22 protein-coding genes are annotated in these 21,187 nt (G+C 70.2%); 7 read left to right on the top strand and 15 right to left on the bottom strand.

Annotated features, from left to right (window positions below; genetic code table 11):
* Window positions 1–2: 2 nt before the first annotated feature.
* From ACKOQ4_RS09485 to ACKOQ4_RS09475, 3 genes are read right to left on the bottom strand one after another with little or no spacing between them, the layout of a single operon-like run.
* Window positions 3–1,508 carry a cobyric acid synthase gene (locus tag ACKOQ4_RS09485; protein WP_526291151.1) on the bottom strand — a complete coding sequence of 502 codons (1,506 nt, stop codon included), beginning with the start codon at window positions 1,506–1,508 and terminating at the stop codon, window positions 3–5.
* Window positions 1,505–2,356 carry a type I methionyl aminopeptidase gene (map, locus tag ACKOQ4_RS09480; RefSeq protein ID WP_526291185.1) on the bottom strand — a complete coding sequence of 284 codons (852 nt, stop codon included), beginning with the start codon at window positions 2,354–2,356 and terminating at the stop codon, window positions 1,505–1,507. The genes ACKOQ4_RS09485 and map overlap by 4 nt, the downstream gene beginning before the upstream one ends.
* 5 nt (window positions 2,357–2,361) lie before the next feature.
* The gene (locus ACKOQ4_RS09475; protein ID WP_526291149.1) at window positions 2,362–3,006 is read right to left on the bottom strand and encodes a DUF1707 domain-containing protein; all 645 of its coding nucleotides are present in this window, start codon (window positions 3,004–3,006) and stop codon (window positions 2,362–2,364) included.
* 113 nt (window positions 3,007–3,119) lie between these two features.
* On the opposite strand from ACKOQ4_RS09475, the gene ACKOQ4_RS09470 reads away from it, so the two are divergent.
* The gene (locus tag ACKOQ4_RS09470) at window positions 3,120–3,509 is read left to right on the top strand and encodes a QcrA and Rieske domain-containing protein (protein ID WP_526291147.1); all 390 of its coding nucleotides are present in this window, start codon (window positions 3,120–3,122) and stop codon (window positions 3,507–3,509) included.
* On the opposite strand, the gene ACKOQ4_RS09465 is transcribed toward ACKOQ4_RS09470, so the two are convergent.
* From ACKOQ4_RS09465 to dxr, 5 genes are all read right to left on the bottom strand, one after another.
* Window positions 3,510–5,318 carry a penicillin-binding transpeptidase domain-containing protein gene (locus ACKOQ4_RS09465; RefSeq protein ID WP_526291145.1) on the bottom strand — a complete coding sequence of 603 codons (1,809 nt, stop codon included), beginning with the start codon at window positions 5,316–5,318 and terminating at the stop codon, window positions 3,510–3,512.
* A 167-nt stretch (window positions 5,319–5,485) separates the two neighbouring features.
* Window positions 5,486–6,340, bottom strand: a complete 855-nt coding sequence (locus ACKOQ4_RS09460) for a GNAT family N-acetyltransferase (RefSeq protein ID WP_526291143.1) — start codon at window positions 6,338–6,340, stop codon at window positions 5,486–5,488.
* A 48-nt stretch (window positions 6,341–6,388) separates the two neighbouring features.
* Window positions 6,389–7,579, bottom strand: coding sequence for a flavodoxin-dependent (E)-4-hydroxy-3-methylbut-2-enyl-diphosphate synthase (ispG, locus tag ACKOQ4_RS09455; RefSeq protein WP_526291141.1), 1,191 nt, complete (start codon window positions 7,577–7,579; stop codon window positions 6,389–6,391).
* Between the two features lie 9 nt (window positions 7,580–7,588).
* Window positions 7,589–8,830, bottom strand: a complete 1,242-nt coding sequence (locus ACKOQ4_RS09450) for a M50 family metallopeptidase (RefSeq protein ID WP_526291139.1) — start codon at window positions 8,828–8,830, stop codon at window positions 7,589–7,591.
* Window positions 8,831–8,840: 10 nt separating this feature from the next.
* Window positions 8,841–10,064 carry a 1-deoxy-D-xylulose-5-phosphate reductoisomerase gene (dxr, locus tag ACKOQ4_RS09445; RefSeq protein WP_526291137.1) on the bottom strand — a complete coding sequence of 408 codons (1,224 nt, stop codon included), beginning with the start codon at window positions 10,062–10,064 and terminating at the stop codon, window positions 8,841–8,843.
* 24 nt (window positions 10,065–10,088) lie between these two features.
* Between dxr and ACKOQ4_RS09440 the strand changes: the two genes are divergently transcribed.
* The 4 genes from ACKOQ4_RS09440 (at window position 10,089) to ACKOQ4_RS09425 (ending at window position 13,338) form a co-directional block, all read left to right on the top strand.
* Window positions 10,089–10,853: a fasciclin domain-containing protein gene (locus tag ACKOQ4_RS09440; protein ID WP_526291135.1), complete on the top strand. Its 765-nt coding sequence runs from the start codon at window positions 10,089–10,091 to the stop codon at window positions 10,851–10,853.
* A gap of 136 nt (window positions 10,854–10,989) precedes the next feature.
* A complete protein-coding gene (locus ACKOQ4_RS09435; RefSeq protein WP_526291133.1) occupies window positions 10,990–11,586 on the top strand; it encodes a fasciclin domain-containing protein in 597 nt (198 codons plus the stop codon).
* Between the two features lie 94 nt (window positions 11,587–11,680).
* A complete protein-coding gene (locus ACKOQ4_RS09430; RefSeq protein ID WP_526291131.1) occupies window positions 11,681–13,027 on the top strand; it encodes a cryptochrome/photolyase family protein in 1,347 nt (448 codons plus the stop codon).
* 44 nt (window positions 13,028–13,071) lie between these two features.
* Entirely contained in the window at window positions 13,072–13,338 is a 267-nt protein-coding gene (locus ACKOQ4_RS09425; RefSeq protein ID WP_526291129.1) for a DUF2631 domain-containing protein, read from the top strand.
* Here the strand turns inward: ACKOQ4_RS09425 and rlmN are convergent, their stop codons facing one another.
* Genes rlmN through pyrH form a run of 4 tightly spaced genes read right to left on the bottom strand, consistent with a single transcriptional unit; the run spans window position 13,339 to window position 16,674 of the window.
* On the bottom strand, window positions 13,339–14,457 hold the full coding sequence (gene rlmN / locus ACKOQ4_RS09420; RefSeq protein WP_526291127.1) for a dual-specificity RNA methyltransferase RlmN: 1,119 nt from the start codon (window positions 14,455–14,457) through the stop codon (window positions 13,339–13,341).
* A 17-nt stretch (window positions 14,458–14,474) separates the two neighbouring features.
* Complete coding sequence (locus ACKOQ4_RS09415; RefSeq protein WP_526291125.1) at window positions 14,475–15,326, bottom strand: phosphatidate cytidylyltransferase; 852 nt, start codon at window positions 15,324–15,326, stop codon at window positions 14,475–14,477.
* 22 nt (window positions 15,327–15,348) lie between these two features.
* The gene (gene frr / locus ACKOQ4_RS09410) at window positions 15,349–15,906 is read right to left on the bottom strand and encodes a ribosome recycling factor (RefSeq protein WP_526291123.1); all 558 of its coding nucleotides are present in this window, start codon (window positions 15,904–15,906) and stop codon (window positions 15,349–15,351) included.
* Between the two features lie 24 nt (window positions 15,907–15,930).
* Complete coding sequence (gene pyrH / locus ACKOQ4_RS09405; RefSeq protein WP_526291183.1) at window positions 15,931–16,674, bottom strand: UMP kinase; 744 nt, start codon at window positions 16,672–16,674, stop codon at window positions 15,931–15,933.
* Window positions 16,675–16,880: 206 nt separating this feature from the next.
* Between pyrH and ACKOQ4_RS09400 the strand changes: the two genes are divergently transcribed.
* On the top strand, window positions 16,881–17,513 hold the full coding sequence (locus tag ACKOQ4_RS09400) for a TetR family transcriptional regulator (RefSeq protein ID WP_526291182.1): 633 nt from the start codon (window positions 16,881–16,883) through the stop codon (window positions 17,511–17,513).
* Here the strand turns inward: ACKOQ4_RS09400 and ACKOQ4_RS09395 are convergent.
* The 3 genes from ACKOQ4_RS09395 to rpsB are packed head-to-tail and all read right to left on the bottom strand — an operon-like array spanning window position 17,492 to window position 20,601.
* On the bottom strand, window positions 17,492–18,907 hold the full coding sequence (locus ACKOQ4_RS09395) for an amidase (RefSeq protein ID WP_526291121.1): 1,416 nt from the start codon (window positions 18,905–18,907) through the stop codon (window positions 17,492–17,494). The two genes, ACKOQ4_RS09400 and ACKOQ4_RS09395, sit on opposite strands and share 22 nt — an antisense overlap.
* 22 nt (window positions 18,908–18,929) lie before the next feature.
* Window positions 18,930–19,745 (bottom strand): translation elongation factor Ts, encoded by an 816-nt coding sequence (gene tsf, locus ACKOQ4_RS09390; RefSeq protein ID WP_526291119.1) that lies wholly within the window; start codon window positions 19,743–19,745, stop codon window positions 18,930–18,932.
* Window position 19,746: 1 nt separating this feature from the next.
* The gene (gene rpsB / locus ACKOQ4_RS09385) at window positions 19,747–20,601 is read right to left on the bottom strand and encodes a 30S ribosomal protein S2 (RefSeq protein ID WP_526291117.1); all 855 of its coding nucleotides are present in this window, start codon (window positions 20,599–20,601) and stop codon (window positions 19,747–19,749) included.
* Between the two features lie 264 nt (window positions 20,602–20,865).
* Here rpsB and ACKOQ4_RS09380 point away from each other — a divergent pair.
* A partial coding sequence (locus ACKOQ4_RS09380) for a M23 family metallopeptidase (protein WP_526291115.1) occupies window positions 20,866–21,187 on the top strand: 322 nt, incomplete at its 3' end.

Here is a 21,187-nt window from a genome sequence, read left to right as displayed (position 1 = left end):
GATCAGGTTAGGCCACCGACGGTGATCACCGGGGCGGCCGAGGGCGGGTCGCCCAGCAGTGCGAGCAGGGCGCCGAGGTCGAGGTGGGCGGTCAGCAGGTCGGCCATCAGGTCCAGTTGTGCCTCGCGACGCTCGGTGACGCTGACGCCCTGCGCCAACCGGAACCCGCCCACCCCGGCCGCCTGCGCCGCTCGCACCAGCAGGTCCCGTCTGATCGCGTCGTTGTCCAGCAGCCCGTGCCAGTGGGTGCCGAACACCCCGCCGCGCACATAGCCCTGCACGGCGCCGCCGGCCTCGAACCAGGCCGCCTCGGCACAGCGCACCACCTGCCCGTGATGGATCTCGTAGCCCTCCAGCGGCCCGTCCCACCGCCGCAGCACCTTCTCGGCGGAGAACTCCACATCGGCGTCCAGCAGCCCCAGGCCTGCGACCGTGCCCCGGCCGCTCTCGACGGTGTCCTCGATGTTTCGGCACAGCATCTGCATGCCGCCGCAGATGCCGAGCAGAACCCGCCCGCCGCGGGCGTGATCGGTGACGGCGTCGGCCAGGCCGCGGTCGCGCAGCCACTGCAGGTCGGCGACGGTGGCCTTGCTGCCCGGCAGGACGACGAGGTCGGCGCCGGCGACACCGGCCGGCTCGGTGACCCACCGGACGACGACCCCCGGCTCGCAGGCCAGTGCTTCGACGTCGGTTGAGTTGGAGATCCGCGGCAGCCGGACCGCGGCCACCCGCAACCACCCACCGCCCTCCGGCGGGCCGGGGCTGCCCACGACGTCGCGGGACGTCACCGACACCGAGTCCTCGGCGTCCAGCCACAGCTCCTCGCTGTAGGGCAGCACTCCGTAGGTGGGCCGGCCGGTCAGGGCGCGCAACTGGTCCAGGCCGGGCGCCAGCAGCGCCGGGTCGCCGCGGAACTTGTTGACGATGAATCCGGCGATGAGCTTCTGGTCCGCCGGTTCCAGCACCGCCACGGTGCCGAACAGGTGTGCCAGCACACCGCCACGGTCGATATCCCCGACCAGAACGACGGGGATCTCCGCCGATCGGGCCAGGCCCATGTTGGCCAGATCGGTTGCGCGCAGGTTGATCTCAGCCGGCGAGCCCGCGCCTTCGCACAGCACCACGTCGAACTCGGCGCGCAGGCCGGCGAGTTCCTCGGCGACCACGCCGGCCAGCCGGTCGCGGTGGGTGATGTAGTCGCGCGCTCCCACGAAACCGACCGGCCGGCCTCGCACCACCAGCTGGGAGGTGCGGTCACTCCCGGGCTTGAGCAGGATCGGGTTGAAACGGATGCTCGGGGCGAGTCCGGCCGCCCGGGCCTGGACGGCCTGCGCACGGCCGATCTCCCCGCCATCGACGGTGACAGCGGAGTTGTTGCTCATGTTCTGTGCCTTGAACGGGGCGACTCGAATCCCCTTGCGCGCCAGGACCCGGCACAGTCCGGCGACCACCATCGACTTGCCGGCATCGGATGTGGTTCCGGCGACCAGCAGAGCCCCGCCTGTCACGGCAGGGTCAGGATCTCGGCGCCGTCGTCGGTCACCACGATGGTGTGCTCGAACTGGGCCGTCCATCTGCGGTCCCGGGTCGCCACCGTCCAGCCGTCCGGCCAGATCTCGTAGTCCAGCGACCCGAGGTTGATCATCGGCTCGATGGTGAAGGTCATCCCCGGCTCGAGCACGGTATCCACGCTCGGCTGGTCGTAGTGCAGGACCACCAGGCCGTTGTGGAAGGTCGTGCCGATGCCGTGGCCGGTGAAGTCCCGAACGACGTTGTAGCCGAACCGGTTTGCGTAGGACTCGATCACCCGGCCCACCACGGACAGGGCACGCCCGGGCTTGACGGCCTTGATCGCGCGCATGGTGGCTTCCTCGGTGCGCCCGACGAGCAGACGGTGTTCCTCGCCGACGTCGCCGGCCAGGAAGGTGGCGTTGGTGTCGCCGTGCACGCCGTGGATGTAGGCGGTGACGTCGATGTTGACGATGTCGCCGTCGGCGATCACCGTCGAGTCGGGGATGCCGTGGCAGATGATCTCGTTGAGCGAGGTGCAGCAGGACTTCGGATAGCCCTTGTAGCCCAGGGTCGACGGGTAGGCGCCGTGGTCGACCATGTAGTCGTGGGCGATCCGGTCGAGTTCGTCGGTGGTGACGCCCGGCGCGACGGCCTTGCCCGCCTCGGCCAGCGCACCCGCGGCGATGCGCCCGGCGATGCGCATCTTCTCGATGATCTCGGGTGTCTGCACCCACGGTTCGCCGCCCTCGGCGGCATCGGTCCGGCCGACGTACTCGGGGCGCGCGATGGACTTGGGCACCGGCAGGGTCGGTGAGACCGTCCCCGCGGTGAGGGCGCCGCGCACGTCGCTCACCGTCGCGGAATCGGCCCGCGCCGGAGTATCGGCGGCACCGGTAGCAGCGGCCGCCGGGGCCCGCGGACGGTCACCGACCCCAGCACCACCCGGCCGGTGAGCACCACGTGCGGCTTGCCCTCGGCGGGCGGGTCCTTGCGCCGGTCGCGGGCGCTGCCGCCATAGACGGTGACGTCGTCGAGAGACGCGCTGGCCCCCTCAGGCAACCGGATGTCCAGCGAACCCCGGACCATGTCCAACTCGATCACCACGACGGGCCCGGCGAACCGCGCGCTGGTCAGGTCGAGGTCCACCGATCCGACCCGCCGCACCAGCGACAGCCGGGTGGGCACCGTCCACTCCCCGCTGCGGCGCAGCGAACCCATCCAGCCGCGCAACTCCAGCCGGTCGGCCGACGACGAGGCGATGGCTCCGGTGCTGGGCAGATCCCCGACCAGCGACTCCAGTTCGGCGGGCTGCCGGGCGGTGGCGACCTGGGCCGAGCGCTCCTCGAACTCGCCGATGTCGATCAGCCCCAGCGCGACGGCGTTGTGCAGCCGCCGCAGGGTCCCGTTGCGGTCGGCGTCGGACACCCGCAGCGTGGGCGGGCTGTCGTAGCGGACCACCGCGGTGGTGTCGATCCTGTTCCCGATCTCGGTCATGACCGGTCCAATCTACCGCCGCCGACCGGCAGGTGGGCGGCGCGCCCCGGGGCAGGCCGACCCGCGACCCAACCCGCGACGCAGTGCCTATGCCGGGACTACGCTGAGAGGTCATGCCTGACATGCCGCGACGTTCGGTGCTGATCGGGGCCGCACTGTGCCCGCTGGCCGCCGGCTGCGGGAAGAAGGGTGAGCCCGCGGCGCAGCCGGCCCCGGCGGAGGGCGGGGTGCTCACCCCGGCCGCGGACGTGCCGGTCGGTCAGGCGCGGATCATCGAGGGAACCCTCGTCACCCAGCCCAGCGCCGGGGTGTTCAAGGGCTTCGTCGCGCGCTGCACGCACGCCGGGTGCGCGCTGAAGATCGAGGACGGGGCCATCGAATGCCCCTGTCACGGAAGCAAGTTCAACCTCGACGGTTCGGTGGCCCACGGCCCCGCCACCGAGGCGCTGGCGGCGCGGCCGATCTCGCTTCGCGGCAGCGAGATCGTCACCGGCCAGTTGTAGCTAAGCCAGGAAGTCCGGCGGCAACTCCTCGAGCATCTGCCGCACCATGCGCACCGCGTAGGTCGAGTTGCCGCCGCCGACGATGAGGCCCGCGAAGGCCAGATCACCCCGGTAGCCGGTGAACCAGGCGTGTGAGCCGCCGGGGAACTCCGCCTCACCGGTCTTGCCGTACACCTCGCCGATGCCGTCGATGGCCTTGGCCGTTCCGCTGGTTACCACCAGCCGCATCATCGAGCGCAGCCCGTCGAGCGCGGCCGGGTCGACCGGCGGATGGTCGCCGGTCTCCACGGTCTGCCGGCCGGCGATCAGGAACGGGGTCGGGGTCCGGCCGGCGGCGACCGTCGCGGCGGCCAACGCCATCCCGAACGGCGTGACCAGTATCTTGCCCTGTCCGAAACCGTCCTCGGTACGCTCGGCGAGATCGACTGTGGGAGGGGCACTTCCGGTGACAGTGGTCAGCCCGGCGATCGTGTAATCCGGGCCGATCCCGAACGCCGAGGCCGCCGTGGTCAGAGCCGTCGGAGTCATCCGGCTGGCGAGTTCGGCGAAGGTGGTGTTGCAGGAGTTGGCGAAAGCCCTCGCCATGGGCACCACACCGAGATCGAACTTGTCGTAGTTCGGGATGACGCGGTCACCGATCTCCATCTCGCCCGGGCAGGCCAGCATCGTGTCCGGTGTCGCCATCCTGGAATTGACGGCCGCAGCGGCGGTCACGATCTTGAATGTCGAACCCGGCGGGTAGAGCCCGGTCGTGGCGGCCGGGCCGTCGGCGTCGGCGGCGCCGTTCTGGGCCACCGCGAGGATCTCGCCGGTCGAGGGTTTGAGCACGACGAGCATGGCCTTGCGCCACTGGGTGTCCACCGCATGCTGGGCGGCGTCCTGCACCAGGCGGTCCAGGGTCAGCGATATCGCCGGCGCCGGCCTGGGGGCGACCTCGGTCAGCACATCGACGTCGGCACTGTTCTGGTTGACGCTGACCACCCGCCACCCCGCCTCGCCGTCGAGTTCGTCGAGGACCTCCTTCTTGACGGCGCTGACCACGGCCGGAGCGAAGGTGGGGTCGGTGGGCAGCATGTCGGCCTGCGGGGTGACGATCACCCCGGGCAGCCCGTCCAGCGCGCCCGCGACCCGGTCGTGGTCGGAAGGCCGCAGGGTGATCAGGTCCAGCGGACCGGTCGCCGAACTGGCCAGTTCGGCGAGTCGCTGCGGGTTGAGGGTGTCGTCGAAGCGCCGCAGGACGTCGGTGACCGCCCGGGCGGTCGACATCAGCTCGGCACCGGCCCGCGTCGCATCGAGCTGATAGCGGAAAAGGGTGCCAGGCACCAGAATCTCGGTGCCGCCGAGTTCGTTGACCGAGGCCCGCTTGGGCGGGTCGGCGCGCAGTTCGACGGTCTGGCGCTCACCGAGGTCGGGGTGCAGCGCGCTCGGCGCCCACCGCACCCGCCAGGTGCCCTCGTCGCGGATCAGGTTGAGCACGCCGTCGTAGGTCCAGGTGCGGTTCTTGGGCAGCTGCCAGGTGAAGCGGTAGTTCACGCTGCCGGTGTCCCCGGTGTAGCGGGTGCCGAGGACGGTGGCGTCGAGGTGGCCGGCCTGCAGCCGCGACCACGCCTCGTTGAGCGCGGCCTGCGCCTCGGCGGGGCGGTCGCTGAGCGCGGCCGCGGCTCGGGTGTCCCCCCGGCCGAGGTCGGCGAAGAACTCCGCCGCCGTCGGCGCGGGGCCGTCGGGACGCGGGGTGCAGGCCGACAGCGTTCCCGTGACCAGCACCAGGCCTGCGGTGACGGCTGCGACTTTTGATATGAAAGTTGCCATTGAGGCTGATGTTATGAGCCTGTGATGGTGATTCGGTGGAGGCGCACCGGCCCACCGATGCGCGGCCGACCCCGAGACTGCAACCACGCAGCAGTTCCGTCGTCGCAAAAGGGCGTGAACGCAATCTCGGCGAAACTGCGGTGGCCGTTCCCCCGCGAGCCGGCGCGTCAGTCCAGAAGAACCGTGGCGAAGGTGCCCACCTCGCGGAAGCCCACCCGGCTGTAGGCGGCCCGCGCGACGCTGTTGTAGCTGTTGACGTACAGGCTGGCGATACGGCCGGTCTGCAGCACCCCCTCGGCGACCGCGGCGGTTCCCGACGTTCCCAGACCGTGGCCGCGCCACTCCGGGTGCACCCAGACACCCTGGATCTGCCCGACCGCGGGAGACTGCGAGCCGATCTCCGCCTTGAACACCACCCGCCCGCGCTCGAAGCGGGCGAAGGCCCGCCCGGCGGTGATCAGGTTGGCCACCCGGCGGCGGTAACCGCGTCCGCCGTCGCCGGCCCGCGGGTCGATGCCGACCTCGCCGATGAACATGTCGACCGCGGCGACCAGATAGGCGTCGAGTTCCTCCAGCCGCACCCGCCGCACCGCCGGGTCGACGGCGCAACGCGGCCGGGACCTCAGGGCCATCAGCGGCTGGCACCGGCGGACGTCGCGGGCCGGGCCCCAGCCCTGCGCGAGCCGCTCCCACATCGGCAGCACGAGATCGGAACGGCCGACCACCGACGAGCATCTCCGCGGCGTGCTCAGCGCCCGGTCGGCGAAGGCCCGCAGATCGGCGGGCCCGCCGCGCAACGGAATGATGTTGGCTCCGGCGTAGCACAGCGAGTCCTCGACCCGGTGGCGCGTCCACAGTTCGCCGCCGAGTGCGGCCGGATCGGCGCCGTGGTCGGCAACCCGCGCGGCAACCATGCAGGCGGCCACCGGATCTCCGGCGAGCACCCGGGACACCGCGTCGGCGTCCCGGGCCAGCGAAACGCGCCGCCCGTCGACCGGGCGCGAGAGCGACGGAGCCGACATGGTCGTTCTTTCTTCGCGGCGGGGGTCAGCCCGGGGTGGGTTGCCCGCTCAGCTTACGGTGACCACCGGCGAACCGCCCGCAGACTCGTCGGCGGCCCGGAGCTCTTCGGCGATTCGCATCGCCTCCTCGATCAGCGTCTCGACGATCTGGGACTCCGACACCGTCTTGATCACCTCGCCGCGCACGAAGATCTGTCCCTTGCCGTTACCCGAGGCCACCCCGAGGTCGGCTTCGCGGGCCTCGCCGGGGCCGTTGACCACGCAGCCCATCACCGCCACCCGCAGCGGCACGTCGAGGCCCTCCAGTCCGGCGGTGACCTCGTTGGCCAGTTTGTAGACGTCGACCTGCGCGCGCCCGCACGACGGGCACGACACGATCTCCAGCCCGCGCGGCCTGAGGTTCAGCGACTCCAGGATCTGGTTGCCGACCTTGACCTCCTCCACCGGCGGGGCCGACAGCGACACCCTGATGGTGTCCCCGATGCCCTCGGAGAGCAGCGCGCCGAAGGCGACGGCGGACTTGATGGTGCCCTGGAAGGCCGGTCCGGCTTCGGTGACGCCCAGGTGCAGCGGGTAGTCGCACTTCTGCGCCAGCAGCCGGTAGGCGGCCACCATCACCACCGGGTCGTTGTGCTTCACGCTGATCTTGATGTCGCCGAAACCGTGTTCCTCGAACAGCGAGGCCTCCCACAGAGCGGACTCCACGAGCGCCTCGGGGGTGGCCTTGCCGTACTTCTCCAGGAAGCGCTTGTCCAGCGATCCGGCGTTGACGCCGATACGGATCGGAATGCCGGCCGCCCCAGCGGCTTTGGCGACCTCGCCGACCCGGCCGTCGAACTCCTTGATGTTGCCCGGGTTGACCCGGACGGCGGCGCAGCCGGCGTCGATGGCGGCGAAGATGTACTTGGGCTGGAAGTGGATGTCGGCGATGACCGGGATCTGGCTCTTGCGGGCGATCTCGGCGAGCGCGTCGGCGTCCTCCTGGCGCGGGCAGGCGACCCGGACGATGTCGCAGCCGGTCGCGGTCAGTTCGGCGATCTGCTGCAGCGTGGAATTGACGTCGTGGGTCTTGGTGGTGCACATCGACTGCACCGAAATCGGCGAATCGCTGCCCACGCCGACGCCGCCCACCGTGAGCTGACGGGTCTGACGGCGGGGGGCGAGGGTCGGCGGCGGGGCCGCCGGCATTCCCAGGCCGACCGAGGGGCCGGCGGACGGACCGACTGAAGCGCTGGACATGTGAATCTCCTACTGGAACAACCGGATCGGGTTCACCAGGTCGGCGGTGACGGTCAAGGCCATGTAGCCGACCACCAGGACGAGGATGACGTAGGTGGGGGGCATGAGCTTGCCGTAGTCGACCGGGCCCGCGGGCAGCAGCCCGCGGGCCGCGCGCAGCATGTTGCGCAGCTTCTCGAACACCGCCACGGCGATGTGTCCGCCGTCGAACGGCAGCAGCGGCACCAGGTTTACCGCGCCGAGGACGAAGTTCAGCTGGGCGAGGAAGAACCAGAACGCCACCCACAGACCGTGGTCGACGGTGTCGCCGCCGATGATGCTGGCTCCCACGACGCTGATCGGCGTCTCCGGGTCGCGTTCCCCGCCCCCGATAGCCTCCACCAGCGCACCGACCTTGGTGGGGATCGCCGCCAGGGACTTGCCGAGTTCGACGGCCAGGTCGCCGGTGAAGGCGAAGGTGGCCGGTACCGCCGCGAGCGGGCTGTACCGGGTCGGGGGGTACTGGGCGGCGATGATCCCGATGGCTCCCACGTCGGAGGGCCCGGTGGCCTCTCCGCCGCCTGCCGGTGTGACCCAGCGCTTCGTCGAGGTGACGTCGACCACGGTGTCGAAGGTGCTCGTCGTCCCGTCGACGGTGCGCTCGACGACGAACGGCGTCTGCCCGGAGGACTTCTGAACCGCGGCGACCATCTCCTCGAAGGTCTTCACGTCGGTGGTTCCGACCTTGACCACCACGTCGCCGGGCCGGATCCCGGCGGCCGCCGCGGGCCCGCCGCCCGAGCAGTCCCCGAGCTGCCCCCTGGCGACCTCGGCCTTGACGCAGCTGGTCTCGCCGACCACGGCGGCGGTGGACGGGTGCAGGTTCGGCAGGCCCCAGACGATCGCGATCCCGTAGACCAGCACCAGCCCGATGATGAAGTTCATCGCCGGCCCGGCGAAGAGCACCGCCACCCGCTTCCAGGTGTCCTGCTTGTACATCGCGTGCGGCTCGTCCTCCGGCGGCAGGTCCTCGGCCGTCGTCATGCCGGCGATGTCGCAGAAGCCGCCGAGTGGGATCGCCTTGAGTCCGTACTCGGTCGAGCCCAGCCTGTTGGGCCGCGTGGTCGACCACAGCGTGGGCCCGAAACCGACGAAGTAGCGGCGGACCTTCATGCCGGTGGCGCGCGCAACCCACATGTGGCCGCATTCGTGCAGCGCCACCGAGACCAGGATGGCCAGCGCGAACAGGACGATGCCCAGCACGAACATCATGAGTCCACCCTCATCGGTGTGAAGCGACCTCCTGTGCGGCGACGTCGACGGCATCGCGGGCACGCTGCCGGGCCCATCGCTGGGCGTCGAGTACGTCCTCCACGGTAGCCGGTTCGGCAGCCCACTGGCCTGCCGCGCCCAGCACGTCGGCGATTGTTCTCACGATGGCCGGGAACCGGATGCGCCCTGCCAGGAACGCCGCGGCGGCCTCCTCGTTGGCGGCGTTGTACACCGCGGTCATGCATCCGCCGGTCTCCCCGGCCTGCCGGGCCAGGTCGACGGCGGGGAACACCGCGGAGTCCAGCGGCTCGAACTCCCAGGTGGAGGCGGCGCTGAAGTCGCAGGCGGCGGCCGACCCGGGCACCCGTTGCGGCCAGCCCAGGGCCAGCGAGATGGGCAGCTTCATATCCGGCGGGCTGGCCTGCGCGATCGTCGAGCCGTCGCAGAAGGTGACCATCGAGTGCACCACCGACTGCGGGTGCACCACGACCTCGATGCGCCGGTAGGGGATGCCGAACAGCAGATGCGTCTCGATGAGTTCGAGGCCCTTGTTGACCAGCGATGCCGAGTTCAGGGTGTTCATCGGGCCCATGTTCCAGGTGGGATGCGCCCCGGCCTGTTCGGGCGTCACCGACTCCAGGTCGGCGGCCGTCCGGCCGCGGAACGGACCCCCGGAGGCGGTCAGCACGAGCTTGGCCACCTCCTCGGGACTGCCGGCGCGCAGGCACTGGGCCAACGCGGAGTGCTCGGAGTCCACCGGTACGATCTGTCCCGGGCTGGCCGCCTTGAGCACCAGCGGCCCGCCCGCCACCAGCGATTCCTTGTTGGCGAGAGCCAGTCGCGCACCGCCGGCCAGCGCGGCCAGGGTCGGTTCCAGGCCGAGTGCGCCGACCAGCGCGTTGAGCACGACGTCGGCCTCGGTGTCGGCGACGAGGCGGGTCACCGCGTCGGGACCGGAGTAGGTGACATCCCCCACACGTTGCGCGGCGGCCGGGTCGGCCACCGCGATCCGGGTGACGCCGGTCTGGGCGCGCTGGCGGGCCAGCAGATCCGGGTTGCCCCCGCCGGCGGCCAGGCCCACCACCTGGAAACGGTCGGCGTTCTCGGCGATGACGTCCAGGGCCTGGGTTCCGATCGAGCCGGTGCTGCCTAGGATCAGCACGCGCAGGCGGTCGGTTGAACTCACCGGACCATTCTGTCGTGTCGGAGTCGTGCCGTGTCGGGTAGGAGGCATGTCATGTCGTGCAAGAGTCGTGTCGTGACGACGGATAGCAGGCGGGCCGTCAGCGCCCGGCGATCCTCCATCGCCGCCGCGGGCCTGGCCGTGGCCGCCGCGCTGTCCGTGCCGGGATGTTCGGCCGGCGGCGATCAGTCTCCTGCCGCCGGGCCGGCCGGTCCGTCCAAGCCGTCCGCGCCGGCTGCCGCCACCGCGGCCACGACGGCCCCGACGACGACCACGTCCGCACCGAGGCCCGCGCCGGCCGGCATGTCCGGTCTCGGCTGCACCGGTTACCAGGACAAGGTGCCCGCCGGGCCCGGCTCCCTGGAGGGCATGAGCCGGGACCCCTTGACGGTCGCGCTGGCCAACAGCCCGATGCTGACCACCTTCGCCGGTGCGCTGTCGGGCCGACTCAACTCCGAGGTCGATCTGGTCGAAACCCTCAACAAGGACCAGTACACCGTGTTCGCCCCCACCGACGACGCGTTCGGCCGGGTCGATCCGGCCACCGTCGACAAGTTCAAAACCGACTCCAAGCTGCTCACGTCGGTGCTTGGGTACCACATCGTCTCCGGCCAGACCGACCCGGAATCACTGGCCGGTGAGCACAAGTCGCTGCAGGGCGACACCCTCAACGTGAGCGGTTCCGGAGAGGACCTCAAGGTCAACGGGGCAGCCGTGGCCTGCGGGCCGATCAGAACGACCAACGCCACCGTGTATCTCATCGACACCGTGCTCATGCCGCCCACGCCCGCGGCGGCCACCACGTCGGGCTCCCCGACCAGCACGACCACCGCGCCCTGACGGCGATCCGAACCGCCTGCCGGGAAGTCGTGTCGCGCGGCGTGTGGCGCAACTCACCAATCCGGCCGGCCGGCGGGTACGAATCGCAGTCGTAACCGCACCCGCGATCGGGTGCTCCCATACCGAAAGGACGACGATGAAGGACTCCACGAAGGCTTCGAGGGCCCTGCCGGTGGCCGGACTGGCGGCGGCCGCGATGAGCCTCGCGCTGGTCGTGTCGCCCACCGCCGCGGCCGACACCCACCTGGTGGGACCCGGCTGCACCGGCTATGCCCAGCAGGTACCCACCGGGCCCGGTTCGGTCGGCGAACTGGCCAAGGTCCCGGTGGCGACCGCCACCGCCAACAGCCCGGTGCTGACCACCCTGGCCGCCGCGCTCTCCGGCCAGCTCAACCCGCAGGTGAACCTGGTCGACACCCTCAACGGCGGGCAGTTCACCGTCTTCGCGCCGACCAACGACGCGTTCGCCAAGATCGACGCGGCCACCCTCGACAAGCTCAAGACCGACGCCAACCTGCTGTCGTCGATCCTGACGTACCACGTCGTGTCCGGCCAGGCCGGGCCCGACCAGGTGGTCGGCACGCACAAGACGGTCAACGGCGCCACCCTGACGGTCAGCGGCAGCGGCGACCACCTGATGGTCAACAACGCCAGCGTGGTGTGCGGCGGCATCGCGACCACCAACGCGACGGTGTACCTCATCGACACGGTGCTGCTGCCCCCGGCGGCCTGAGCCGGCGGCGCCCGGCGCGGCACGTCATCAGACGGCCAGGGGTCGTGTCCCCCTACACGCCCCTGGCCGTCTGCCCATACGGCAGCATGGGGGCATGCCGACCGTTCTGTGGTTCCGACGGGATCTGCGGCTTGGGGATCTCCCGCCACTGCTGGCCGCCGTCGAGGCCGGTCCCGAGGTGCTGGCCTGCTTCGTCCTCGACCCGCGGCTGGAATCCTCCAGCGGCGCGCGCCGGCTGCAGTTCCTCGGCGACTCGCTGCGGGAACTCAACGCCGCCCTCGACGGCCGGCTGCTGGTCACCCGCGGCCGTCCCGATGAGCTGCTGCCGCGGATCTGCGCCGCAGTCGGCGCCGGCAGCGTTCACATTTCCGCCGACTTCAGCCCCTTCGGACAGCGCCGCGATGCCGCCGTCACCGAAATCCTCTCCGCGGCAGGCGTTTCCGTCTTCGCGACCGGGTCGCCATACCTCGTGTCGCCGGGCCGGGTGACCAAGGACGACGGCAACCCGTACAAGGTGTTCACGCCGTTCTTCCGCCGCTGGCGCGAAGTCGGCTGGCGCGGCCCCGCGCAGTCCGGCGCGCACAGCGCGGTATGGGTCGACCCGGCCGGGGTCGCCGGACTGCCCGATCGGGTCGAGGCCCCGGATCCGGGAGCGGTCCTGGACATGCCCGCCGGCGAGGACGCCGCGCGCCGGCAGTGGTCGGAGTTCCTGGCCGGCGGTCTACAGACCTACGCCACCGACCGCGATCGCCCCGACCGGCCGGGCACCAGCCGGATGTCGGCACACCTGAAGTTCGGGACCATCCATCCGCGGACCATGGCCGCGGACCTCGACACCGGCGAGCCCGGGGCCGCGGCCTATCTGCGCGAGCTTGCATTCCGGGACTTCTACGCCGCCGTGCTGCACCAGTGGCCGGCGAGCGCGTGGAGCAACTGGAATCCGGCCTTCGACGCCATCGAACTCGACACCGGCTCGGAGGCCCGGGCCGCGTTCGAGGCGTGGAAGCAGGGCCGCACCGGCTTCCCCATCGTCGACGCCGGCATGCGCCAGCTCAGCGGGAGCGGCTTCATGCACAACCGGGTCCGCATGATCGTGGCATCCTTTCTGGTCAAGGACCTGCACCTGCCGTGGCAGTGGGGGGCGCGCTGGTTCCTCGAACAACTCGTCGACGGCGATATGGCCAGCAACCAGCACGGCTGGCAGTGGTGCGCCGGCACCGGGACCGACGCCGCGCCGTACTTCCGGGTGTTCAACCCCACCGCACAGGGCGAGAAGTTCGACCCGGCAGGCGACTACGTCCGCCGCTGGGTACCCGAGCTGGCCGGGACTCCCGACCCCCACCGGCTCAAGGGCGGACCGCCACCGGGATATCCGGAGCCGATCGTGGACCACGCCGCCGAACGCGCCGAGGCACTGCGCCGGTACGGCCTTCTGAGCTGAGCCGGATATGCCAGAATGACCCCAGCCGAAAGACAGGAGCCGCCATGGGCAACACCGGGGCCAACACCGAGGTCGAGCGCTACGCCGGCGTCGATACCGCTGACGTGCCATCGGCGGCGTGGGGCTGGAGCAAGATCCACCACCGCACCTGGTACGGGCTGGGTATCTTCATCATCCTGTTCCTGGTGGGCATGCTGCACGGCAACCACGTCGGCCATGTCGAGGACTGGTTCCTGATCGCCTTCGCCATCATCATCGCCATCGTGATGCTGCGCGATGTGATCATGCGCAAGCGCGGCCTGCTGCGGTAGCTACCCGCCGGCGGCCAGTTGTCCGCAGGCGGCCGCGATCTCGCGGCCGCGGGTATCCCGCACTGTGCAGGACACACCCTGGGCGCGCACCCGTCGCACGAATTCCCGCTCAACCGGTTTGGGACTGGCGTCCCACTTGCTGCCCGGCGTCGGATTGAGCGGGATGAGGTTGACGTGTGCCAGCGGCCCGAGCGCCCGGTGCAGCTTCTTTCCCAGCAGATCGGCCCGCCAGGGCTGGTCGTTGACGTCGCGGATCAGTGCGTACTCGATCGACACCCGACGCCCGGTGACGTCGCCGTAGTAGCGGGCGGCCTCGAGGACCTCGCTGATCCTCCATCGGTTGTTGACAGGCACCAGGGTGTCCCGCAGTTCGTCGTCGGGTGTGTGCAGTGACACGGCCAGCGTCACGCCGAGGTGTTCGTCGGCCAGTTTGCGGATGGCCGGGGCCAGGCCCACCGTCGACACCGTGACCGACCGGGCCGAGATGCCGAAGCCGTCCGGCGGCGCGGCGGTGATGCGACGCACGGCGGCCACCACCCGGGCGTAGTTGGCCAGCGGCTCCCCCATGCCCATGAACACCACGTTGGAAAGCCGGTCGCCACCCGGCCCCTTGCGTGGATGCTCGCGAAGTGTCAGCGCCGCGGCACGAACCTGCTCGAGTATCTCGGCAGTGCTCAGGTTGCGGGTCAGGCCGACCTGCCCGGTGGCACAGAACGGGCAGGCCATCCCGCAGCCGGCCTGCGAGGAGATGCACACCGTATTGCGGTCGGGATAACGCATCAGCACCGATTCGAAGGTGGCGCCCCCGGGACTGCCGGGGTGGCCTCGCCACAACGTCTTTCGGGTATCGCCGGCGTCGCACTCGACCTCGCGCACCACCGAGAGCAGCGGCGGGAACAGAGCTTCGGCCACGGCTTGGCGCACCGCGGCGGGCAGGTCGGTCATCTGCTGCGGGTCGGCGAGCAGATGCCCGTAGTAGTGGGTGGCCAACTGCCTGGCCCGGAACGCCGGCAGCCCCAGTTCGGTGACTGCGGCGACCCGTTGCGCGGCGTCGAGGTCGGCGAAGTGCCGGGGGGGCAGGCCCCGGCGCGGGGCGTCGAACACCAGGTCCTGCGTCACCACGTCAGTATCGGCGATCAGCGGGCCAGCAGGCTCAGCACGATCCAGGTGGCCACGGCCGAGGGGAGTGCCCCGTCGATGCGGTCCATCAGACCCCCGTGTCCGGGCAGCAGGGTGCCCATGTCCTTGATGCCCAGATCCCGCTTGAACTGCGACTCCACCAGATCTCCCGCGGTGGCGGTGACGACCAGCATCAGGCCCAGCGGCACCCCCACCCACCACGGCTCGTGCATCAGGAACACCACGGCCAGAACAGCGGCCGTCGTCCCGCAGACCAGCGATCCGGCCAGGCCCTCCCAGGACTTCTTCGGGCTGATGGCCGGGACCATGCGGTGCTTGCCGAACAGCACACCGGCCGCGTAGCCGCCGATGTCGGAGAACACCACGGCCAGCATGAAGGTGAACACCCGCGCCCACCCGTCCTCGGGATAGACCAGCAGCGCGCCGAACGCCGCGAACAGCGGGATCCAGGTGGCCAGGAAGATCGTGACGGCGACGTCGCGAAGGTAGTTCACCGGCTGGCTGTCCAGACCCTGGCTCAGCAGCCGCCAGATCAGACAGACCAGTACCGTTCCGCCGTAACCCCCCAGAGCGCCCGCGGCGCCGAACGGCCAGGTCAGCCAGATCATCGCCTGCCCGCCGATGAGCAGCGGGATCAGCGGGATCGAGTAGCCCGCCTCCCGCAGCCGCTTGACCACCTCGTGGGTCGCGATCGCCATCGCCACCGACAGGATCACCACCCAGCCGCGCGGCGCGAAAATCAGGGTGGCGATGACCATCCCGCCGAGCAGCAGGCTCACGGCGATCGCGGCGGGCAGGTTGCGCCCGGCTTTCGACTTGTTCGCCGGCGGCGATTCGGTGTCTGCCACGTCGGGGGTCCGTGCCGGGTCCTCAGACCTCGAGCAACTCCCCTTCCTTGTGCTTGACCAGGTCGTCGATCTGGTTCACGTATTGCGCGGTGGACTTGTCGAGGTCCTTCTCGGCGCGGCTGACCTCGTCCTCGCCGGCCTCCCCGTCCTTTTTGATCCGGTGCAGCTCCTCCATGGCCCGGCGCCGGATGTTGCGCACCGAGACCTTGGCGTCCTCACCCTTGGCTTTGGCCTGTTTGACCAGTTCGCGGCGGCGTTCCTCGGTGAGCTGGGGAATCGACACCCGGATGATGGTGCCGTCGTTGGTCGGATTGACGCCCAGATCGGAATTGCGGATGGCCTCCTCGATGGGCCGCAGCTGGGCGGCTTCGTACGGCTTGATCACCACCATCCGCGCTTCGGGGACATTGACGCTCGACATCTGGGTGACCGGTGTCGGCGTGCCGTAATAGTCCACGAGGACGCGTGCGAACATGCCGGGGTTGGCGCGACCGGTCCGGATGGACGACAGGTCGTCACGCGCGACGGAGACCGCCTTCTCCATCTTCTCCTCGGCGTCGAAGAGCGCCTCGTCAATCATTCCGCCGTTCCTCCATCGTCCCCGTCAGGTGGTGACCAGTGTCCCGATCTTCTCACCGGCGACCGCCCGGGCGATATTGCCATCCGTGAGCAGGTTGAAGACCAGAATCGGCATTCCGTTGTCCATGCAGAGACTGAAGGCGGTGGCGTCGGCCACCCGCAGTTCCCGGTCGATGACCTCCCGGTGGCTGACCTCGGTGAGCATTTCGGCCTGCGGGTTGGACCGCGGATCATCGGTGAACACGCCGTCGACGGCCTTGGCCATCAGCACCACCTCGGCCCCGATCTCCAGTGCCCGCTGGGCGGCGGTGGTGTCGGTGGAGAAGTACGGCAGGCCCATGCCGGCGCCGAAGATGACCACCCGGCCCTTCTCCAGGTGCCGGCGCGCCCGCAGCGGGATGTAGGGCTCGGCGACCTGGCCCATGGCGATGGCGGTCTGGACCCGGGTGTCGATCCCCTCTTTCTCCAGGAAGTCCTGCAGCGCAAGGCTGTTCATCACGGTGCCCAGCATGCCCATGTAGTCCGAACGGGTTCTCTCCATGCCGCGCTGCTGCAGCTGCGCTCCCCGGAAGAAGTTGCCGCCGCCGATGACCACGGCGACCTGGACGCCGCTGCGCACCACGTCGGCGACCTGCCGGGCGACCAGGGCCACCACGTCGGGATCCAGGCCGACGGCGCCCCCGCCGAACATCTCCCCACCCAGCTTCAGAACCACCCGCGAGTACCTGGGCCGCCCGCTGCCGTCGGGCAGGAGTGCCGGTTCGCCCATCGAACTCCTCACCTCGTCGTCACCATCGTTCTGCCGTGTCATCCTGCCTCATCGGGAATCCCGGGCCCCGCCCGCCCCGCCGTCCCGGGCTGGTTGCGGCCTGTCCCGCCCGCGGTGGTACTACACTCATGTCTCGCACGACCTGGGCAAGCAGCGCCCGCGACAATTACCCAATCTGGAACCCCGGGAGTTGATCAACGGTGGCTATGCAAGCGCGGGCGGAGGCGACACGTCAGCGGATCCTCGACTCCGCGGTGGATCTGTTCAGTGAGCTGGGTTACGGCGAGACCGGACTCGCCGACGTGCTGCAACGGGCAAGGGTCAGCAAGGGCGCCTTCTACTACCACTTCACCTCCAAAGAGTCACTCGCGGCGGCCATCATCGAGGACTTCCGCGGCCGGGTCTCGGTGATGCTGCAGACCGAGACCGACGCGTCCGCCTCGCCGCTGGAGCAGTTCGTCGCGGCCAGCTTCGCCTCGGCCGCGATGATCAGGTACGACAAGACCGCGCGGATCGGCAACGAGTTGCTGCAGGCCCTCAGCCAGATCAGCACCACCGCGACCCAGACCTACGCCGAGTGGACCGAGCGCTTCGTCAAGGGCTTCAGCCGCGCTGTCGCGGGCATGGACCTGCCGGCGCACCGGGACGTCACCGAATTGGCGCAGGGCGTCTGGGCGGGCGTGCTGGGTAGCCATCTGCTGTCAGGCGCCCTCGGCGACGACCCGTTCGAGCGGCTGGCCAACACCTGGCGGGCGATGCTGTACCCGATCTCACCGGCCGACCTCGACCAGATGCTCGATCGCATTCAGCGGCGCTATCAGGCCGTCGCCGCGTCCTGAATGCGCGGCCACGGTCTGGCTGCCTCGAGTTCATAGGACAGTTCGAGCAGTCGGCGGTCCTGGCCCAGCGGCGCGCTGAAGAGCATTCCGACCGGCAGACCCCCGCCGGACTGGGCCAACGGCAGGGAGATCGACGGCTCACCGGTGGCGTTCTGCAGCGGGGTGAACGCCACCCAGTCCACGAGCCTGTCGATGACCTGCCGATAGTCGGCCATGGGGTCGAGATGTCCGATGGGCGGAGTGTCCTCGGCCAGCGTCGGGGTCAGCAGCACGTCGTAGTCGCTGTAGAACCGCTCACTGATCCGTCGCAGCCGGCGCAGCCGGGCTATCGCGGCCGGCAGCCGGTGGATGTTCCGGGTCGCGTGGCGGTCCAGGCCCAGGGTCAGGTTGTCCAGCCGGCTGCGGTCGAAGCTCGGGCCGAAGGTGCGGCGCCCGGTGCGCACCAGTGTCATCGCCAGCGACGACCAGTACAGCAGGAAGTCGTCGGCGAACGACGCCGGGACCGGACTGGCGTCGAGGTGGCTCACACGGTGTCCCAGCTCCTCGAGCAGCGCCGCGGTCTTGAGGGTGTGCTCGCGCATGGCGGGGCTGGAGTCGCGGTTGACCGACCGGGTCATCACGGCTATCCGCAGCCGTTCCCGGCCGGGACCGGTCACCGCACCGACCGGCGCCAAAGACCTGTTGCGCCATACCCTTTCGGCCTCGCGGTAGAACGCTGCGGTGTCACGGACCGACCGGGTCAGAACACCGTCGTGGACGATCTTCACCGGCATCTGACGGGACAGCTTGTCCTGGGGCAGCCGCCCGCGCGAGGGCTTGAGTCCCACCAGGCCGTTGCAGGCGGCCGGGATGCGGATGGACCCGCCCCCGTCATTGGCGTGGGCCAGCGGCACCACCCCGGCGGCGACGAACGCCCCCGATCCCGACGACGACGCCCCGGCGGTGTAGTCGGTGTCCCACGGGTTGCGGACCGCGCCGATACGCGGATGCTCGGCCGATGCGCTGAACCCGAACTCCGAGAGCTGGGTCTTGCCCAGCGGGATCAGGCCGGTGCGCAGGAAGAACCGGGCGAAGTCGCCGTGCTCCCGCACCGGCCGCGGCGTCCAGGCGTCGGTGCCCTGCATCGTCGGCATCTCGGCGACGTCGACGTTGTCCTTGATGAACGTGGGCACGCCGTCGAAGTAGCCGCCGGACTTCTCCTCCGCGCGGGCCCTCGCCGCGGCGAACGTCTCGTGCGCAAGGCCGTTGAGCACCGGGTTGACCGCCTCCGTCCGGGCGATCGCCGCGTCGACCAACTCCGCCGCCGACACCCGGCCGGTGCGGATCGCCTCGACCATCCCGACGGCGTCGAGGCCGCCGAGCGCGTCGTCACCGAAGGCGTTGACCTGACGCATGGGGGTCCGTGGCCTCGGGCCGCTAGGCCTGGCCGACCTCGAAGCGGACGAAGCGGGTGACGGTCACACCGGCGTCGTCGAGCAGCGCCTTGACGGTCTTCTTGTTGTCGGCCACCGACGGCTGCTCGAGCAGCACGACGTCCTTGAAGAACCCGTTGACGCGGCCCTCGATGATCTTGGGCAGCGCGGCCACGGGCTTGCCCTCGGCCATGGCGGTCTCCTCTGCGACACGCTTCTCGGCGGCCACCAGGTCGGCGGGCACCTCGTCGCGGGTCAGGTACTTGGCCTTGAGCGCCGCGATCTGCAGCGCCACCGCATGGGCGGCGTCGGTGTCGGAGCCGGTGAACTCGACCAGCACTCCGACGGCCGGCGGCAGGTCGGCGGCCCGCTTGTGCAGATAGGTCTCGACGTTGCCGTCGAAGAACTGCACCCGGCGCAGTTCCAGCTTCTCACCGATCTTGGCCGACAGCTCGGCGATGGTCTCCTCGACGGTCCTGTCGCCGATCTTCGCGGCCTTCAGCGACTCGACGTCGGTGGCCTTGGCGGCCAGCGCGGCGTCGACGACAGCGTCGGCGAGAGCCTGGAACTCGGCGTTCTTGGCGACGAAGTCGGTCTCGGAGTTGAGCTCGATCAGCGCGCCGCCCTTGGCCGCGACCAGACCCTCGGCGGTGGCCCGCTCGGCACGCTTGCCGACGTCCTTGGCGCCCTTGATGCGCAGCGCCTCGACCGCCTTGTCGAAATCGCCGTCGGCCTCGGCCAGGGCGTTCTTGCAGTCCAGCATCCCGGAGCCGGTCAGCTCGCGGAGCCGCTTGACGTCGGCGGCGGTGTAGTTAGCCATGTCAGCCTTCCGTGACGGTGACGGTGGTGGATTCGTCGGCGACCGGCCCGGCCGCCGGAACATCCCCCGTGGGGGCGGCGTCGATGGCCGCGCTGGCCAGCAGTTCCTGCTCCCACTCGGCGAGCGGCTCGGCCTCGACCTCGGCGCCGGCCTCGGTGCGTCCGGCCTGGCCGCGGGCCTGCAGGCCCTCGGCGACGGCGGAGGCGATGACCTTGGTCAGCAGCGCCGCCGACCGGATGGCGTCGTCGTTGCCCGGGATCGGATAGTCGACGAGGTCGGGATCGCAGTTGGTGTCGAGGATCGCGATGACCGGGATACCCAGTTTGCGGGCCTCGCCGACCGCGATGTGCTCCTTGTTGGTGTCGACGACCCACACCGCGCTGGGCACCTTCTGCATGTCCCGGATACCGCCGAGGCTGCGCTCGAGCTTGTTCTTCTCCCGGGTCAGACCCAGGATCTCCTTCTTGGTGCGTCCCTCGAAGCCCCCGGTCTGCTCCATCGCCTCGAGTTCCTTGAGGCGCTGCCGCCGCTTGTGCACGGTGGCGAAGTTGGTGAGCATGCCGCCCAGCCAGCGCTGGTTGACATAGGGCATGCCGACCCGCTTGGCCTCCTCGGCGATGGACTCCTGGGCCTGCTTCTTGGTGCCGACGAACAGCACGCTGCCGCCGTGGCCGACCGTCTCCTTGACGAACTCGTAGGCCCTGTCGATGTAGGTCAGGGTCTGCTGGAGGTCGATGATGTAGATGCCATTGCGGTCGGTGAAGATGAACCGCTTCATCTTGGGGTTCCAGCGCCGGGTCTGATGCCCGAAGTGGGTGCCGCTGTCGAGCAGCTGTTTCATGGTCACAACAGCCATGATTTGGCCAGTCCTTGTGGAGTCGTCGGTTGTCGCCCGGCGTCGGGTGAGGCCGGGCCCTGGCGTCTGCGCGCACACCGACCCGCCTTTCGGCGGGACCAACCGGTGGGCGCGGCATGTGCCGGTTTCGGCACAGCACTCAAACGCGCGAAGTCAGCCCGCTTACGCAGGCTGCACCGGGGAGTTTACACACAACACCGGGTTGATCCCCAATCGCCGATCGCCGGCAGGCGCGGACCGCGCGGCCCGCGGTGAACTGGGCGAATGCGTGCCGTCGCCATGCTTGCCGGGTTGCTGGTGTTCGCCCCGCTCGTGCGGGCCGACGACGTGCGACTCCAGTGGCCGCTGCAGCCGGCGGCGGTGACGCGGGCGTTCGACGCGCCGGTGCCCGACTGGCAGCGCGGGCACCGCGGGGTGGATCTGGCCGGACGGCCGGGCCAGCCGGTCTACTCCGCCGGCCCGGGGACGGTGGTGTTCGCCGGCTCGCTGGCCGGGCGCCCGGTGATCTCGGTGGCGCACGAGGGCGGGTTGCGGACCAGCTACGAACCGGTAGAGGCGGCGGGACTGGCCGGGCTGCGGGTTGTCG

Source organism: Mycobacterium sp., from assembly GCF_046095365.1.
In the GTDB taxonomy this organism is placed as follows: domain Bacteria; phylum Actinomycetota; class Actinomycetes; order Mycobacteriales; family Mycobacteriaceae; genus Mycobacterium.
This window is presented reverse-complemented; position numbering and strand designations above follow the sequence as displayed.